Consider the following 17323-nt stretch of genomic DNA (forward strand, 5'->3'; position numbering starts at 1 on the left):
TCGGTGGCGGCTGTAAAGAGCTGAAAGGAGAGATTTCGTTTTTATCGGTTCGCGCGGGTTTTTTTTCGTGAATAAATAAAAATTGTTATACTTAAAATCATGAATGGCTCTAGGGCGGGTGAGCCGTTTTTTAATTTTAAATCAAAGGGTTTGGTGATGATCAAAGCAAGGGTGAACCCCAATTCTTCATGGCACTGGGCCTACTATTGGGCCATTGCCATGATCGGTGCGGGGGCTTTGTGTTTTCAATTGTATGTCGGTGTTGAACAAACCGAGAAACGTTTTGATCAAAAAATTCAAACCTTGTCGGAAGGCGTGCGCGGTTCTTTTTACGATATGGAACGCCATCTTAAGGAAAGCTACAATTTTTTATTGCTGCATTATGGTCAAAACCCGCAGTTGACGGAGTTGGTAAACGCGGAAAATCGGCAGGCATTATACGACTTCCTGAGACCGGAATATGAAGCCATGCGCCGTTTGCAGCCGAACTTATTCGTGATGCATTTCATCGACCCGAATAATGTGACTATTTTACGGATGCACCGCCCTGATTTTGCGGGGGATGATTTGACAACGGTCAGACCGATTGTGGCCTCGGTGAATAGCCATCGTCGGCAAGCGAGTGGTTTTGAAACCGGTCGCAGCGGCTTTGCATATCGTATCACCAGCCCTTTGTTCGATGCCGATAAGCATTATTTGGGCGTATTGGAATTTGGCGTGCGTCCGGAATATTTCATCCAACGATTGAACCATCAATTCGCCATCAAGTCTCAGGTGTTGGTGAAATCCGACCAGTTGCAGGCTATGCAACACAAAACCCCCTATCCGGTCGTCGGGGACTTTTCGGTGGTGTATTCCGATCCAATCTTTAATCATTTGTCGATGGACGAACGTAAGGTATCCCAGTTGGTGCATCAAAATGGCCGAACGTATTTGGTGGTAACGGGCGTGCATCTTGGTTCGTTTGACGGTGAGCCGGTGGCAAAATTTCAGATGCTGGAAGACATCACCGACTTCTATCAAACGCATTTACGAAACCTCTGGGGGCAAATCATTTTAGGCGGTTCGGCCTTGTTGGTATTTCTGGTCTTGCTGTATTTGATTTTGCGCAGTTACAGCCGTCGCTTGGTGGCGACATTGAATGAAATTGATGTACTGCAGCATAAAAATAAAGTCATCAGGCACGCCAGTGAAGTGGATGAACTGACCAAGGCCTATAACCGCCGTTATTTCAATAAGCAGTTGTATTGGTTGATTCAACAGCTTGACCGTCGCGAACCGGTGTCGATTTTGTTTTACGACATTGACCATTTCAAGAAAATCAACGACACCCACGGCCATTTGGTGGGGGATGAGATTCTCAAAGGGTTGACGCGATTTGTACGCAACCACATTCGTTCCGATGATGATTTGGTTCGCTGGGGCGGTGAAGAGTTCGCGGTGATTTTGCGTAAAGTGGGGTTGCGTGAAGCGGTTGAAAAGGCAGAAGCCTTACGCCTTGGCGTCGAACAGATTACCTGGCCGCATGACATCAAGTTCACCATCAGTATCAGTGTGGTTCAACTGCACGCTCAGGACACGCCTAAAGACGTGCAGGGGCGGCTGGACAAGTTGCTGTATCAAGCCAAACAATCCGGGCGTAATCGCGTCGAACACTAAACGTGAAGTTATAGGTGCTTTCCGCAATGGGAGCGTTTTTCAGTGAATGGTCAGCTTTAACCACTCCCGTGGCGGCATATGGTAATGTTTTTTGAAATATTTACTGAAGTGGCTCGGGTTGGCGTAGCCGGTGGCCAGTGCCGTTTCGGTGATGTTCTTACCGGCTTTGAGCATTTCGGTCGCGACGGTTAAGCGGGTGCGCTCCAAATAGCCGTGCACCGTGGAACGCATTAAGGATTTAAACCCGGTTTTCAATTTCTTTTCATTGAGTCCCACCGTTTTGGCTAAGGACGAAATCGTCCAGGCCTGGTCATATTGTTCATTAATCAACTCAACCGCTTGATAAATGCGTTGCCGTTCGAAAAGGGTTAGCGCTACAGCCGCCTGATCCTGTTCTAGAAAATGCACCAGATAGGCCAATGATTCCAATGCTTTGGCCTGTAAATAAAGTTGGCGGGCGAAGCCGGCCGGCAGCTTACATTCGAAGATGTCCTGCGCAATGCCTTTTAACAAGGCATTCATCGGAACGGAGGCCAATAAGGAGTCCTGTGTGCTGGCATTGGCTTTGAAGGCGGGAACGAAATAGGTCAGCATTTTTTCGAAATCCGCCGCCAGTTTGACGGGGAAGCGCAGGTGCAAACATTTGAGTTGTGTGTCTTTCGTCAGGCGGTCGGTGCCACAGGTTTCGCCAGGTGAATAAAACAGCAAAACCGTATTGGATTCAATCGGGATGGCTTGTCCATTATCCAGCGAAAAACAACCGTTTCCTTCAAAAAAGAAAGTCAGGCAAAAGGTCGCCGGGCCGGACACTCGGCTGATAATGTCTCGATTCAGGCGATGATCGATTTTGCCCACCCATATGTTTTCGGCGGCTTCTTCATAATTCACAAGGTGCATAAGATCGTTTTCGGTCGAGTCATGCGTGACGATGCATTCAAAAGGTGAGTTGGGCGCAGTCATAAAGGGTGAATCCAAATATTTAGAGCAATATGCATTTTAAAATAATTGTAGTAAAAATGATAACTATTTTCAATAAAGTACGGATATGAACGATTTTGACCCAATTGTGTTAGCGCATTATGCGGTTTGTTCTTAGGATTCCCGTTAATGGAATTGACTCGACCTGTTTTAAGGATAAAAAATATGCAAACACAATTGTTAACGTCAAAATCGTTTCCGCTTGGAACGCTTTTCGCAACCGCTTTGCTGGCGGCCATGCCAGCACTGGCAGAGAGCGAGGTGACCCGTCTGGATTCAATCATGGTCAGTGCCAACAAGCAGGCACAGCCGCTGGACAGCGTGAACGGTACGGTGCAGGTTAAAACCGGCGAGGAACTTGAAGAAGCCGGTGTGGAAACCGTTCAGGACTTGGAAAAAGTATTTTCAGGGTTGCTGATTCGTACCCGGGGGAACCGTGCCTATGCGGGCACCACAATTCGCGGTATTTCGTCCCCCGATTACTATAACCCGTCCATTCAGCTTTATGTGGATGGGGTGCCGCAGGACTCGGCGTTTTTTACCCAGCCTTTGGTGAATGTTGAGCGAGTGGAACTTTTGAAAGGTCCGCAAGGTACGTTATATGGCCGTAATGCACATGGTGGTGTGATCAATATCATTACCAAAGAACCGGGGAATGGATTTGACGCCAAAGTGGAAGGAACCTATGCCAGCCTGACACGAGAAGCGGCATTGACCATGGCCGGCCCATTGGTGGAAGACTGGTTGTATGGGGATGTTTCCCTAAAACGATTTGATGATGTGGGCCAGATTACCGATGTGGCCACCGGCGATAAACATGCCGATAACGCGACTGACTTCATTGGTTCCGGCCGGTTGCATTTTCGCCCAAAAGACAGTGATTTCCGAGCCAGTTTAAGTTTTTCGCATGAGGACTTGGATTCGCATGAAGAGTTGTATCTGCGCGAAGATAATCTGAAAGATTTGGAATATAACAGCGCGACCGACGGTGAGTACCATTTGAAGCGTAAGGTGAATACCTATGCATTGAATATGGATTACGATATGGAGCGATCGGTTTTGTCGAGTATCACGTCCTATCAAGACCGGCAGATGGATCGTATTATGCAAGGGTTGAATTACGCCGAAGATCAAACGCAATTTTCGCAGGAACTTCGTTTAGTGACCGATTATACCGACGACCTCAACAGTGTCGTGGGGGCTTATTTCCAGTCCATTGATTTTGTCCGTCGTCAACCGGGTTACCCTGGGTATTACGGTGATTCCAAAAATAAAGTGCAGAACCGAAGTTATGCATTGTTTGGGGAAGCGAATTATGCTTTTGCACCCAAATGGGATCTGACGGCCGGGGTACGTTGGTCGCAAGAAGACGCCAAAATTGATTTCAATCAGCAGGCGCCGAGCGCTTATGGTTTCGATAACGATAAAACCTTTACCGATGTCTCGCCGAAACTGAGCATTGGTTGGGAACCACGTCGAAATGACAGACTCTATGCCGTGGTTTCGAAAGGGTTTAAGCCTGGTGGGTTCAATCATGCCGTGACCAATGCTGATGACCGCAAGCCTTACGATTCGGAAACCTCCGTTAACACCGAACTGGGTTGGCGTAGCCAAATGCTGGGAAACCGTTTGGCGCTGAACGCTTCGGTTTATTATATTTCGGTATCGGACACCCAGATCTATGTTGGCCCGGTTGGGTATCAAGTTATTCGTAATGCAGGGGATGCACGCAGTTATGGACTGGATTTGGACATCAACTGGCAAATGACCGATGCCTTCACCCTGACGGCCGGGTTGAATCAAGGAAAATCGGAATTCGTGAATGCCCAAGACCCGATGACCAATGAAGATTACGATGGTAATAACCTGCCTTATGCACCGGAAACATCGGCGCTATTGCAAGGCCGTTATCAATTCGACCAGGCCTGGGTGCCGGCGAAGCTGGCGCTGACGGCAGGCGTCCATTATTACTCGGATATTTATTTCAATGAATCCAATACCCTAAAACAACCGGGGTACCAGACGTGGGATGTTTCTTTCGAAATGGCATTTCATAATGGTCTGGCGTTACGTGCTTTCGTGGATAACCTGACCGATGAAATTTATCGTACTTCCAGCTTCCAGTTCGGTGTCAACGATGTTCGCAGCACCGTTGGTTTGGGGCGTAATGTCGGCTTGACGGCCAGCATGGAATTCTAAACCGGGAGGGGTGATGAAAACGAGTTTTTGGAAAGTTGTTTTTTGGCAGAAGTTGCATCGCTGGCTGGCCTACGGTTTGGGTGCCATTTTTATTGTGCAGGGGATTTCCGGTAGCTTAATGGTATTGGGCGGCCCCTTGGATGCTTGGTTGAATCCTGACATGGTCTCTGAAGCACCGAAAAAGCCACTGGTTGAAATGGCCAATGACCTGGAGCGAATGCACCCCGGTGCGGTCGGAGTGGGCGTTAAGCAACAAGACGAAGCCGGTCAGCTGATTTTGGGTTTTTGGCCTGAACCGGATCCTTTGGTTCCGGAATCGCGTAATTATCGTTTGGCTAGAATCAGTGCCACCAGCGGCGAAATTGTTTCGATCAATACCTTCGGTCAACCGCCACAATCCAACTACGATATATTGGCTTATTTATATGCCATTCACTCCAATCTTACTCTGGGAGCGGTGGGACGTTTTTTGTTGATTTTTTCCACTCTCGGGCTGTTGCTGCTCATCGTAGCGGGAACCATGAATTTCGTAAACCGGCGTCGGGCGATTCAACATAAACCGGTTGAACAGATTGTGGACAGTGCGGCGGGCAAATGGCATCGTCGGACGGGGATGCTCAGCGGTTGGGTATTGGCCATTTTATTGGCCAGCGGATTGGCGTTACAGTATGAGACCCTGTTGGATCCGTCGTTTAGTTATGTGTCCGAAGACCGTCAAGGCGACGAGACGCGTTTACCCTTAGAGGCCGCTTGGCAAGCAGCGGAAGCGAAGTACCCCGGAGCCGAAGCACGATTGATTATGGCACCTTTCTGGCCGGGAGGCACCTTTCGAGTCGATTTGATTCCCGCCAAAGGTCCTTTGGCGGGCGAAACGGTCGAACTCTTTTTGGATGCCTATTCCGCACGGGTATTGGATGTTCGTACCGATGATAATCGCAGTGGCATCGCTTATTTTGTGGCCTTGTTGGAGCCTTTGCACGGTGGAACCATTTTAGGCAAACCCGGAGAGGCGATGGCCTTTATCGCCGGGTTATTACCGTTGGTGATGTTGCCTTTGGGTGTGGTCGCCGTGCGTCGCCGACGCTTGGCGCGAATGGAAGCCGCTTCGAACAAAGTGTGATTAATTCGCGTGTTGAGCGTTTAATTGTCGGCCGTCGCGGGCATTCAATGTCATTAGGTAAAAATTGACCAGGCCTGCGGTCAATTCCAGCATTTGAATGCCGTAAAACAGTTTGTCGAATTCGTTGGCATTCGCCTTGTGGGCCAAAAACACCGCCGACGGCAACAGAACCAGCAGACCGTTCAAGGCAATGATGGGCATACGTTTCAATTTGCGCTCAATCAGACGATTTTGGCGGCCGCAACTCAGACGAAATCCACTGATGCCGGCGGTGATGATCGACGGAATCAAAATCGTCATGCCATAGAGAATATATGTTTTGACGAATTGAATGTCATCTGGACCGCCAAGGGTTTCCGACAGTAGGGTGCTGGTCCAAAAAATCAAAATCAAGCACCAGGCGAGACTGGCACTGGTAATGTGTATCCATCGTGTCATGGTATGTTCCTTTTCGTGTTGATGTGGTGTTTACCGGTTTTTTTAGCGCAATTAGGCCGGTGGTGTTTCGTGTAAGTCTTTCAGTTTTTCCAACACCCTTAGTGTTGTTTGTAAATCGGTCGAGGAAAAAGCTTGTTCAATGTTTTCCAAGTGGTGATGCCAACCGTTCTGTATCTGCTGATAGCGGGCTTTTCCTTCGTCGGTGAGCTGGTAAAGCGGTGAACGCTTGTTCATCGGGTTGGGGTGTTTTGCCACGAGAGATTCCGCTTCCAGCAGGTTCAATTGCTTCAGCGCGCCTTGACGGGTGACGCCCATGCTGTTCGCCATTTGCGGGGCGGTCATCGGGTGATCCGAAAACACCAAAGCCCCCAGCATTTGCCACCGCGCACTGGTCAGGCCGAATTGTCCGGTCAATCCGTCTCCCCAGTGAAGCAGTTGCCCGTTGGTGCGAAAAATTTGGATAACGGTATCGGTAATAAGTGTTTGTTTGTTTGGCATGGGGCCTCCTAAAATGTATTGACAACTAGTTTACGTAATGAAAACCAGTTGTCAATATAAAGGCGTTTTGGATTCTAGGTGTTAATAATCATGGTAAAGAGAGGGGGATTAGCCTTAATCTGGAAAGACTGTTGTGCCGAATAGCCACTTTATCCCGGTCTTATTTTTTGGCGTAATAGGCTTAAGTCAGCATAATCCATAGCCCAGCAGATATTTCGAGTAAGCCCATGAGCCACTATTCCTTGCAAACCCTGATGAACCATTTAAGTCGGTTCGAAAAAACGCCACAGACCATGCCGGTTTTGTTTGTTGGGCACGGTAACCCGATGAATGCGGTTACGGAAAACGATGTCACCCGAAATTGGCAAGCCATTGGGCAGGCGTTGCCGAAACCGAAAGCGATTTTATCGATTTCAGCGCATTGGATTACGCCGGGCAAAACTCAGGTGTTGACGGTGCCCAAACCGGAAACCATTCATGACTTTTATGGTTTTCCACCCGTCTTGTTCGAGCAGCAATACCCAAGCGACGGCGCGCCGGCTTTGGCTGAACGGACCCAGCAACTGGCACCCGACACAGTGACCCTGACCGACGAGTGGGGCTTGGATCACGGGACCTGGTCGGTGTTGTTGTCGATGTTTCCGAAGGCGGAGGTGCCGGTGTATCAACTCAGTATCGATTATCGAAAACCACCGGCGTTTCATTATGAATTGGCGGCGCGTTTGAAGGATCTGCGCGAGCGGGGCGTTCTGGTGATGGCCAGCGGTAATCTGGTGCATAATCTGTCGCAGGTCCAATGGCAGGAGAAGCCCGCCTTTGACTGGGCGTTGGAATTCAATGAGCGGGTCAAAATGGCGGTGTCGGAGCGGGACGATGCGACTTTGATTGATTTCAAAGGCTTTGGCGCTTTAGGAAAACAGGCGCACCCGACCTATGATCACTATTTACCGCTTTTATACAGCTTGGGACTTCGCGATGTGCGCGATGAGGTGTATTTCTTCAATGATGTTATCGACATGAGCTCGGTGTCGATGTTGTCGTTCGTGTATCTGCCGAGTTAATCAGAAACCACCAGGCCTGGTGGTTTTGGTGAATTTGGTGGATTTGATTTGATTTGGTTTGGGTTTTAACTTGTTTGGCTCTTTTAGTTGTCGCTTGAGTATTTAAGAAAATATAATGCTCTGAACCCGCCGTGATGCTCGGATTGAGCGCGGGTGCGAATCCTAAAAAGAGCGAAAACGAAATATGCCAAAAGCGAATGAATTGAAAAAAGGCATGGTGGTTGAGATCAACGACCAGCCGTATGTGGTGAAAACCGTTGATTGCAAAAGCCCGTCGTCACGTGGCGCGGCGACTCTGTATAAAGTGCGTTTCAATAACGTCAAAACCGGCCAGAAGTTGGATGAGTCCTTCAAGGGAGACGACTTTTTGAAGGAGCTCGACTGCCAGCGGGTGCCGGTGCAGTTCAGCTACATGGACGGTGAACATTATGTGTTTATGAATCGGCAGGACTTTTCGCAATACACGCTGTCGCCGGAAGATTTGGAAGGGCAAACCGGGTATTTGTATGAAGCGCTGGAGGGGATTGACGCTTTGGTGCTGGACGAGCAGGTGATTGCGATTGAATTGCCGATTGCCGTGGCTTTAGAAATTGTTGAGACCGCGCCGGGCATGAAAAGCGCCTCCGCCACCAGCCGAACCAAACCGGCGACTTTGAGCACGGGCCTGGAAATCCAAATTCCGGAATACATTGAACTGGGTGAGACCGTGAAGGTGAATTCCGAAACCGGCAAATACATGAGTCGTGCATAAACCGCCAGGCCTGGCGGTTTTGGGAAAGAGTGGTCAGAAAAGGTAATTAGTTGGCGGTCGGGCGCGTTATTCGTGGGTGATTTTCACCGATTGATAGAGTTGCGGGTCTTGCGCTTTCTTTTTCAGCCAGTTATTGGCGGCACTTTGCACCGAGCGTTCGATGGCGGCGCGTTTACCGGTGCCGGGTTGCCCGGGCTGGTTTTGAATTTTGTCCCGGGTGTTACTGACCCAAAAGCGCCAATAAGCCACTAGGTCACTGTTCCAGAAACGGTCGGGATTGGCGGCCACATAATGCAGGAACTTATCGAAGCTGGCGCTGACGGCTTCCGCCGATAGACCTTCCTCTTCACCGTATTGCAACATGGCTTGGCTGTTTTCGCGAATCAATTGGCTGAGTTTTTTGTTCAGGATCGAGTCGGTGCTTTGGAAGCGCTTGAGGTGTTTTTTGAGGTTGTCGTCCATCAAGGCTTCACTGGCAGGGAGTTGTGCGTCGGCCGGTAACGTTAAGCCGGTTTGTTCTTGGTAGGCTTTCGGGTTGATTTGGAAGATGCAGTAGTCGTCCACATTGCGTTTCACCTGGATGATTTGACGCTCTTCCAGTTTCAGTAACACTTTATAAAGTACTTCGTCGCGCCAGAAAGCGAACAGGTTTTCCAGTTCGTCGGTTTTAATCGGCGACTGGGTGTAGTTGTACTGTAGCCAGCCGAGAAAAATGGCCTCATGCATGGAAAGCTTTTCCGCCACTTCGGTTTCGAAACGAATATTCATGCGTGATCCTATTGGTTATCCGGTTATTATTTGGTGTAACGTTTATTTTGTTAACGTCTAAGGGGTTTGGGTGTTTTTGCTTGCGCCGGCTGATTGTTCGGTCAACTGGCGGGCCAACTTCTGTGAAGTACGGCTGATGGTAATCAGCTTGTCGGGGCTGGTGAGGTTTTTCATGACCTCGCGCGCCTTTTTCGGGTCGCCGATTAAAACCGGCGGCGCTTTTTTAGCCCCTTCGATTTTTGAGTTCTGGGCATTGATGATGCCGGTCAACTCCACCGGAGGTTGATTTTGTGCCGGGGTGCCGTACATGGCTCGATAGGTGTTTTTGAATTCGTTCGCCTTAAAGACCAGCGACTTTTCATCCGGAATGTCGCAAATGGCCATCCAGCCGCCCATTTTGTGGATGATGTGATGAATCAGCGGGTCGTGAAACACGACATCCTGATAAGCCCCTACCTTACGAATCGCCGTTTCCACTTCGCTCCAAGCGCGCAGGGCATTGTCTTGGGTGCCGCCTTTGCAGTGTTTGATAATGTCAGACACTTTGGGCCACCATTTGCCATCTTCCGGATGCTGCATATGGGCATTGAACGCTTCTTGCACCTGTTCGATGGAATAATCTTTCAGTCCATTCCAGTACATTTCAAACGTGAGATCGGTTAAGTCCTTTTCGTAATAAGCGAAAACCCAGCTGAGGATTTTCGAGAACTTTTCCATGTCTTGTACTTGCATAGGCGTTCCTGAGCGAATTCCGGTTTTAATATCGGCTTTGGTTGTGTGGATATTGTGTCATTGAATGTCGAATTATCTTATCATTTTTCGTCCGCTGCTGTGGTTTCAATTCACATTCCAATTTCGCCAGGCCTGGCCGAAAAAGGGGCGGAATTTTCGCGTCGGTTTTGCTGTTTACACCGGGCAAAAGGGAGTAGAATTGAGGTTTAAATTTCAATCAAGCAGGGAAGTCGGTGAGTAAAATAGTTGTGCTAATTCGTTCAAAAGGCGGCCGATGGCGTCATCGAACGTTAATGAGCCTGGTTTTGTTCTGGCTGGCTTCGTTTGGCGTGTCGGCGGCCGATTTGGAAACGGAAATGGCGAAAAAGCCGGCGTCCGGGCTATTGATGTTGAATGCGGCCGAACAGCCGTTGGTATCGAGTCAAGCCGAGCGATTGTTGATTCCCGCGTCCACCACCAAATTGGTCACGGGGTATCTGGCGTTGGATCACTGGGGCCGCGATTACCGCTTTAAAACCGATTTTCGAGTGGTGAGACGGGTGTCGGACGGCGCATTGATTTTATGGGTGAAAGGCTATGGCGACCCGTTTTTGGTGTCGGAAGAATTGCAGAAGATCGCGGCGCGTCTCGCATCCGGTTTGGGCGATAAAGGCGTGTCACACCTGGATGCGATTTATCTGGATGTCGGTTATTTTCAACCGGGTTTGGTGTTGCCCGGCACCACCGATACCTTGAATCCTTACGATGCCCACCCGAGTGCCTTGGCCGCGAATTTCAATACCCTGTTTTTGACATCGGATGAGGGTGAGATTGTTTCGGCGGAATCGCAAACCCCTTTGACGCGTTTGGCGGTTAAGATCGGTCATGAAACCGATCTCAGTGACGGACGCTTTAACCTGGGGCCGGATATCCGCTTGGGACAACGTTATTTTGCCGAATTGCTCAGCGCTTTTTTGAGACGGCAAGGCGTGACGATGGCCGACGACATTCAATGGCACCCGATGACTGAAGCCAAAGGACAAGGGCTGAAGGAATTATTGAGTTACCGACATTTGAATTCGTTGACGTTGGCGCAAATGGTGGCACCGATGATGCGCTATTCCACCAACTTTATCGCCAACCAGCTGGCTCTGAAACTGGCGGCGGAAGCCTATGGCGCGCCAGCGACGGCAGATAAGGTGCAACGGTTGTTGAACAGTCGCTTGAAGCGTCGATTCGGGTGGCGAGAGTTTTATCTGGAAGATGGGGCTGGTCTGTCACGGGAAAATCGTTTGAGTGCGCGGCAGTTGGTGGATGTGTTGGAGCGTTTCCGGCCATGGAAGGATCTTTTGCCTGAAGTGGAGCCAGATATCTATGCCAAGACCGGCACCTTAATTGGGGTGAGCGCTTTGGCGGGTTACATCGAAAACGACCAGGTCTGGTCTCCGTTTGCGTTATTGGTCAATCAGAAGGTGCCGTTCCATTACCGCAATCAAGTGGCCTTACAGTTAAAACAACGTTTGGTGGATGAGTCGATGGCTCCCCGGTTCAGTCAACGCCCAGAATCTTATGGGTCTGCAAACTGAGTTTCCATTGCGGGTGCGTCAGGCAGTAGTCTAAAGTCGCTTTCAGGTTGCGGGCCTGAATTTCGGGGTCGGCATCGTCCATGGCTTGCAGATAAAAATGGTCGAATGCCAATCCGGCGACTTTTTCCGGCGGGCAGTCGGCCTGCGGGTACACCAGTTTCAATTCATCCCCTGCATCCAAAATCAATGGGGCCTTGGCTTTCGGGCTGACGCAAACCCAGTCAATGCCTTGCGGTGCTTTTTGGGTGCCGTTGGTTTCAATCGCAATTTCAAAGCCGTGTTCATGAAAGGTATCTACCAACGCTTGGTCCACCTGCAACAGAGGTTCGCCGCCGGTTAAGACCACGAATGGATTTGGCCAGGCCTGGTTGTTTTTACTTGGATGGGTTTTCGGCCAGAGGGCCAACAGGTGTTCAGCCAAGTCGTCAGCGGTTTTAAATTGTCCGCCGTTTTGGCCGTCGGTGCCGAGGAAGTCGGTGTCGCAGAACTGGCAAATGGCTTGTGCCCGATCCGCTTCGCGCCCGGTCCATAGATTGCAGTTGCTGAAACGGCAGAAAATCGCCGGGCGGCCGGAATGAAATCCTTCTCCTTGCAGTGAATAAAATGCTTCTTTAATTCGGTAGCCCATGGCGCTTTTCCCGGTTATTTCTCGTTGCGGTTTGATGCTAATTTTTACAATGAAAGGGTTTGAAAATGCTATAATGATTAGCTATTTTTTAGACCTTAACTGTTGACCTTGATTTGTATCAATTACGTTGAATTAAAACAGAATAGGGTTTATGCGTCGGTTGAAATGACTTTTCAGAGCGTTTAAACGCCGATTTTACAAAGTGTTTCACGCCACATGTTTTTTAGGAGAGAGATTATACCAATGTCTGCCAAGACCTTATACGATAAATTGTGGGACAGCCACGTCGTCCGTCAGGAAGAAGACGGGACGGCGTTGATTTACATCGATCGTCAATTGTTGCACGAGGTAACGTCGCCTCAGGCGTTCGAAGGGCTGCGCCTCGCCAATCGTAAACCTTGGCGCATTAACGCCAATTTGGCGACGCCGGATCATAACGTGCCGACCACACCGTATAAAACGGTGGATGACATTGTCGATCCGATTTCGCGGATTCAGGTGCAGACATTGGATGCCAATACCAAACATTTCGGGATTACCGAATTCGGTATCGGCGACATTCGTCAGGGCATCGTGCATGTGGTCGGGCCGGAAGAGGGGATGACCTTGCCGGGGATTACGCTGGTGTGTGGTGACTCTCATACGGCGACGCACGGCGCTTTGGGGGCGTTGGCGCACGGCGTGGGGACGTCGGAAGTGGAACATGTGCTGGCCACGCAATGCTTGATTCAAAAGAAAATGAAAAACATGCTGATCAAGGTGGACGGCCAACTGCAGCCGGGCGTGACGCCGAAAGACGTGGTGTTGGCGATTATCGGCAAAATCGGCACCGCCGGTGGGAACGGGCATGCCATTGAATTCGGCGGTCAGGTGTTCCGTGATATGTCGATTGAGGGGCGCATGACGGTGTGCAATATGGCGATTGAAGCCGGTGCGCGCGTTGGCTTGGTGGCTGTGGATGACAAAACCATTGAGTATGTGAAAGGTCGTCCAATGGCGCCGAAAGGCGACCAGTGGGAAATGGCCGTCCAGGCCTGGCAAGATTTGAAATCCGACGACGATGCGGTGTTCGATAAGGTAGTGGAAATCGACGGTGCCAGTATTGAACCGCAAGTGTCTTGGGGCACCTCGCCGGAAATGGTGCTGGACGTCAACGGCAAAGTGCCGAACCCGGCGAATGAATCCGACGAAGTGAAAGCCAGCGGCATTCGTCGCGCTTTGGAATACATGGGGTTGGAAGCCGATATGGCGATTACCGATATTCCGGTGGATTATGTCTTTATCGGCTCCTGTACCAACTCGCGCATTGAGGATTTTCGTGAAGCGGCGGCGGTGTTGAAAGGCCGTAAAGTGGCGGCTTCCGTTGAACAAGCGATTGTCGTGCCGGGGTCAGGCCTGGTGAAAAAACAGGCGGAAGAAGAAGGGTTGGATAAAATTTTCATTGAAGCCGGTTTCGAGTGGCGTAATCCGGGTTGTTCGATGTGTTTGGCGATGAATGCCGATAAGCTGCCGAGCGGTAAGCACTGTGCTTCCACGTCAAACCGTAACTTCGAAGGGCGTCAGGGCGCGGGTGGACGGACGCACTTGGTCAGCCCACAAATGGCGGCGGCCGCTGCGGTGGCGGGCCATTTTGTGGATGTGCGTGACATGATGAAAGAAGCGGTATAAGGAGTCAAAATGGAAAAGTTTACGAAATTTACCGCCATCGTGGCACCGATGGATCGCGCGAATGTGGATACCGACGCGATTATCCCTAAACAGTTTTTGAAATCCATCAAGCGCACCGGCTTCGGACCGAACCTGTTTGATGAGTGGCGTTACGAAGACGTCGGTGAGCCGGGAATGGATAATGCCAAGCGCCCGTTGCGCAAAGACTTTGTGTTGAACCAGCCGCGTTATCAAGGTGCGCAGATTTTGATTGCGCGCGAAAATTTCGGTTGTGGTTCCAGTCGTGAGCATGCCCCCTGGGCGTTGAAAGACTACGGTTTTGACGTCATTATTGCGCCGAGCTTTGCCGATATTTTCTTCAATAATAGCTTCAAAAACGGTATCTTGCCGATTGTGCTGGACGAGCAGACGGTGGATGCTTTGTTTAAAGCGGTTTTCGCGCAAGAAGGGTATGCGTTGACCATCGATTTGGAAAACCAGCAAATCATTCAGCCGAATGGCGAGGCGATCGGGTTTGACGTGGATGCCTTCCGTAAACATTGTTTGCTGAACGGGTTGGACGATATCGGTTTAACCTTACAGCATGAAGATGAAATCAAAACCTTTGAGGCCAAGCATAAAGCGGCCTCGCCTTGGTTATTTTGATTGACGGCCATCCATGCGTTTCATTGAATAAGTAATTTAAGTAAAGACACTGTAGAGACACTGTAAATGACAAAAGAAGTACTGATTTTACCTGGGGACGGCATTGGGCCGGAAATTACCGCTGAAGCCGTCAAGGTGCTGGAAGCTTTGCAAAAAAGCGATGGTCTGGACATTCATATGACACACGACCTAGTCGGTGGGGCGGCTTACGATGTACACGGTGTCCCTTTGGCGGACGAGACCCTGGAAAAAGCCAAACAGTCTGACGCGATTTTGCTGGGCGCGGTGGGCGGTTATCAGTGGGAGTCGTTGGATATCTCGGTTCGTCCGGAAAAAGGACTCTTGTCTCTACGCTCCAATTTGGAGTTGTTCGCTAACCTGAGACCGGCGTATTTGTTCCCGCAATTGGCGGAAGCGTCCACGCTGAAGCCGGAGGTTGTGGCCGGTCTGGATATTTTGATTGTGCGTGAATTGACCGGTGGGATTTACTTCGGTCAGCCACGCGGTATTCGTACTCTGGAAAACGGTGAACGCCAAGGTTACAACACCTATGTGTATTCTGAGTCCGAAATCAAGCGCATTGCGCGAGTGGCCTTCGATGCGGCCATGAAACGTAACAAGAAGTTGTGTTCAGTCGATAAGGCGAATGTGTTGGAAGTGACGGAAATGTGGCGTGAAATCATCGATGAAGTCGCCAAGGATTATCCGGAGGTGTCTGTTCAACATATGTATGTGGATAATGCGGCCATGCAGCTGGTATTGAACCCGAAACAGTTTGACGTTATGGTGACGGGGAATATGTTTGGTGATATTTTGTCCGACGAAGCTTCTATGCTGACCGGGTCCATTGGCATGTTGGCGTCGGCGTCATTGGATGCCAATAATAAAGGCATGTACGAACCGAGTCATGGCTCGGCACCGGATATTGCCGGGCAGAATCTGGCCAATCCGTTGGCGACCATCCTATCGGCGGCGATGATGCTGCGTTACAGCTTAGGGCATGAAGACTTGGCTGTGAAAATCGAGAATGCCGTGAGTAAGGTGCTGGATCAAGGGTTGAGAACCGGCGATATTTGGTCGGAAGGCTTAACCAAAGTCTCCACCTCGGAAATGGGGAATGCGGTCGTCGCAGCACTGTAAATGCGATGAACCAGTCGTGCATTTTTCGTGTAAACGTGTAAACTGCACAAAGCGCCTTTTGAGATGAACAGGAAGCCTTCTTTTTAAAATGAAGAATCATTTCACAATAACGATTAGCGATGTACACGGTTCCCGTCATTTTTCGTTTAAGCAATTTATGCGAAAAATCGCTTTATTCGTGGTGTTGTTCATCTTTTTATTGTTGGCCGGGTCGGCGACGGTTATCTGGTGGTTGAATCAGGAAATCGTCGATATAGAGGATAAGCGTCATGCGGCCGAGCAGGAATATCGTTCCGTGCTGGAAAAGAGTAAGAGTGCTTACCTGTCCCTGGAAACCGAAAAGAAAAAGTTGCAAACGCAACTGGACAACCGATCCAAACAAATACAGTTTCTGGACCAGACATTGAAAGGCCTGGAAGACCTGATTGGTGTTAAGCCGGATGAAGATGCGTTGGTAACGGACCGGGTTAAGATTGTTCAGCTTACCACCCTTGAAAAACAGGTGATGCTGGAAGACATTCCGAATGGTCGTCCGGTGAAAAAATACCAAGGTGTCAGCAGCAGTTACGGCTGGCGAACCCATCCGGTTAAAGGGACACGTGAATTTCACCGTGGCATTGATTATCGTGGCAAAGTTGGCGACGGCATCATTGCGACAGCAAATGGCGTGGTCGAATATGCCGGTTACCACAAAACAAGTGGTTACGGTCGTTTGGTCATTATTTCACATGATTATGGGTTTAAAACATTTTATGGTCATATGAGTAAACTGCTGGTGAAAACCGGGCAGGTGGTGAAAAAGGGTGAGTTGATTGGTGAAATCGGGTCGTCCGGTTTGTCTTCAGGGCCACATTTGCATTATGAGGTCAACTTTGTTCAGCGCAAACTGAACCCTGTTCCGTTTATCAATTGGGGTTTGAAAGATTACGATGAAATATTTAAAAAGGTAAAAGGTGTACCATGGGGATCTTTAAGTCAAATGGTTCAGGGGCGCGTCCAGCAGGTGGAAAAACAATTGTTGCTGCGGGATGTAAAATAAGCGGTGAGATTAAAGACCTCGGTGGAGCCCTGCACATAGACGGGCATATCGATGGCATTATCGAAACCGATTACGACGTCTCCATCGGGGACAAAGGCATTGTCACCGGTTTGGTCAAGGCAAAAACCATTGTCGTGAGTGGCACCTTGGAAGGAAAGGTAGCGTGCGAAAGCATTGATATCCTTTCCACCGGTAAATTGCTCGGTGAAGTGATTTGCGGTGAAATGATGATTGAATCCGGCGGTAAATTCATTGGTGAAAGTCGCGAATTAACCGAAGGGGGGTTAATCGTTAGCTTCCCGGATGACGAAAAAAGCAAATTGGAAAATCAAGCGAAATCCGTGGTGGAAATGATTAAAAGTAAAAATGCCATTACGGATGATCTTAAAGCAGCGGATGTTGAGACCGCTGCAACAAAATAAACAATAAAGAAG

At 49.6% G+C, this 17323-nt stretch carries 17 protein-coding genes; 11 read left to right on the forward strand and 6 right to left on the reverse strand.

Features of this window, described 5'->3' with window-relative positions; all coding sequences use genetic code 11:
* Window positions 1–156 precede the first annotated feature (156 nt).
* Complete coding sequence (locus tag AC0KH7_RS03900) at window positions 157–1659, forward strand: sensor domain-containing diguanylate cyclase (RefSeq protein ID WP_472370884.1); 1503 nt, start codon at window positions 157–159, stop codon at window positions 1657–1659.
* Between the two features lie 39 nt (window positions 1660–1698).
* Here AC0KH7_RS03900 and AC0KH7_RS03905 read toward each other — a convergent pair whose 3' ends face one another.
* Complete coding sequence (locus tag AC0KH7_RS03905; RefSeq protein WP_472370886.1) at window positions 1699–2619, reverse strand: helix-turn-helix transcriptional regulator; 921 nt, start codon at window positions 2617–2619, stop codon at window positions 1699–1701.
* Window positions 2620–2802: 183 nt separating this feature from the next.
* Here AC0KH7_RS03905 and AC0KH7_RS03910 point away from each other — a divergent pair, with 183 nt between their 5' ends.
* The gene (locus AC0KH7_RS03910; protein ID WP_472370888.1) at window positions 2803–4836 is read left to right on the forward strand and encodes a TonB-dependent receptor; all 2034 of its coding nucleotides are present in this window, start codon (window positions 2803–2805) and stop codon (window positions 4834–4836) included.
* 13 nt (window positions 4837–4849) lie between these two features.
* A complete protein-coding gene (locus AC0KH7_RS03915) occupies window positions 4850–5956 on the forward strand; it encodes a PepSY-associated TM helix domain-containing protein (RefSeq protein WP_472370890.1) in 1107 nt (368 codons plus the stop codon).
* On the opposite strand, the gene AC0KH7_RS03920 is transcribed toward AC0KH7_RS03915, so the two are convergent.
* Both AC0KH7_RS03920 and AC0KH7_RS03925 read right to left on the reverse strand, forming a co-directional pair.
* A complete protein-coding gene (locus tag AC0KH7_RS03920) occupies window positions 5957–6394 on the reverse strand; it encodes a hypothetical protein (RefSeq protein ID WP_472370892.1) in 438 nt (145 codons plus the stop codon).
* Window positions 6395–6445: 51 nt separating this feature from the next.
* Window positions 6446–6892, reverse strand: a complete 447-nt coding sequence (locus AC0KH7_RS03925) for a MarR family winged helix-turn-helix transcriptional regulator (RefSeq protein ID WP_472370894.1) — start codon at window positions 6890–6892, stop codon at window positions 6446–6448.
* Window positions 6893–7119: 227 nt separating this feature from the next.
* Here AC0KH7_RS03925 and ygiD point away from each other — a divergent pair, with 227 nt between their 5' ends.
* Both ygiD and efpL read left to right on the forward strand, forming a co-directional pair.
* Complete coding sequence (gene ygiD / locus AC0KH7_RS03930) at window positions 7120–7953, forward strand: 4,5-DOPA-extradiol-dioxygenase (RefSeq protein ID WP_472370896.1); 834 nt, start codon at window positions 7120–7122, stop codon at window positions 7951–7953.
* Between the two features lie 184 nt (window positions 7954–8137).
* A complete protein-coding gene (efpL, locus tag AC0KH7_RS03935; RefSeq protein WP_472370898.1) occupies window positions 8138–8704 on the forward strand; it encodes an elongation factor P-like protein EfpL in 567 nt (188 codons plus the stop codon).
* Window positions 8705–8770: 66 nt separating this feature from the next.
* Here efpL and AC0KH7_RS03940 read toward each other — a convergent pair whose 3' ends face one another.
* Together AC0KH7_RS03940 and AC0KH7_RS03945 are read right to left on the reverse strand one after the other, a co-directional pair.
* A complete protein-coding gene (locus AC0KH7_RS03940) occupies window positions 8771–9472 on the reverse strand; it encodes a hypothetical protein (RefSeq protein ID WP_472370900.1) in 702 nt (233 codons plus the stop codon).
* 57 nt (window positions 9473–9529) lie between these two features.
* Window positions 9530–10204 carry a DUF6475 domain-containing protein gene (locus AC0KH7_RS03945; RefSeq protein ID WP_472370902.1) on the reverse strand — a complete coding sequence of 225 codons (675 nt, stop codon included), beginning with the start codon at window positions 10202–10204 and terminating at the stop codon, window positions 9530–9532.
* Between the two features lie 293 nt (window positions 10205–10497).
* Here AC0KH7_RS03945 and AC0KH7_RS03950 point away from each other — a divergent pair, with 293 nt between their 5' ends.
* Window positions 10498–11769, forward strand: coding sequence for a D-alanyl-D-alanine carboxypeptidase/D-alanyl-D-alanine-endopeptidase (locus AC0KH7_RS03950; protein WP_472370904.1), 1272 nt, complete (start codon window positions 10498–10500; stop codon window positions 11767–11769).
* Here AC0KH7_RS03950 and queE read toward each other — a convergent pair.
* Window positions 11732–12397 (reverse strand): 7-carboxy-7-deazaguanine synthase, encoded by a 666-nt coding sequence (gene queE / locus AC0KH7_RS03955; RefSeq protein ID WP_472370906.1) that lies wholly within the window; start codon window positions 12395–12397, stop codon window positions 11732–11734. The two genes, AC0KH7_RS03950 and queE, sit on opposite strands and share 38 nt — an antisense overlap.
* A 243-nt stretch (window positions 12398–12640) precedes the next feature.
* On the opposite strand from queE, the gene leuC reads away from it, so the two are divergent.
* The 5 genes from leuC (at window position 12641) to AC0KH7_RS03980 (ending at window position 17311) form a co-directional block, all read left to right on the forward strand.
* Complete coding sequence (gene leuC, locus AC0KH7_RS03960; protein WP_472370908.1) at window positions 12641–14065, forward strand: 3-isopropylmalate dehydratase large subunit; 1425 nt, start codon at window positions 12641–12643, stop codon at window positions 14063–14065.
* Between the two features lie 9 nt (window positions 14066–14074).
* The gene (gene leuD, locus AC0KH7_RS03965) at window positions 14075–14710 is read left to right on the forward strand and encodes a 3-isopropylmalate dehydratase small subunit (RefSeq protein ID WP_472370910.1); all 636 of its coding nucleotides are present in this window, start codon (window positions 14075–14077) and stop codon (window positions 14708–14710) included.
* Window positions 14711–14776: 66 nt separating this feature from the next.
* The gene (gene leuB, locus AC0KH7_RS03970) at window positions 14777–15850 is read left to right on the forward strand and encodes a 3-isopropylmalate dehydrogenase (RefSeq protein WP_472370912.1); all 1074 of its coding nucleotides are present in this window, start codon (window positions 14777–14779) and stop codon (window positions 15848–15850) included.
* A gap of 157 nt (window positions 15851–16007) precedes the next feature.
* Window positions 16008–16889, forward strand: a complete 882-nt coding sequence (locus AC0KH7_RS03975) for a M23 family metallopeptidase (RefSeq protein ID WP_472370914.1) — start codon at window positions 16008–16010, stop codon at window positions 16887–16889.
* Window positions 16811–17311, forward strand: coding sequence for a bactofilin family protein (locus tag AC0KH7_RS03980; protein WP_472370916.1), 501 nt, complete (start codon window positions 16811–16813; stop codon window positions 17309–17311). The genes AC0KH7_RS03975 and AC0KH7_RS03980 overlap by 79 nt, the downstream gene beginning before the upstream one ends.
* Window positions 17312–17323 lie beyond the last annotated feature (12 nt).

The organism is Hydrogenovibrio sp. (genome assembly GCF_965140365.1).
In the GTDB taxonomy this organism is placed as follows: domain Bacteria; phylum Pseudomonadota; class Gammaproteobacteria; order Thiomicrospirales; family Thiomicrospiraceae; genus Hydrogenovibrio.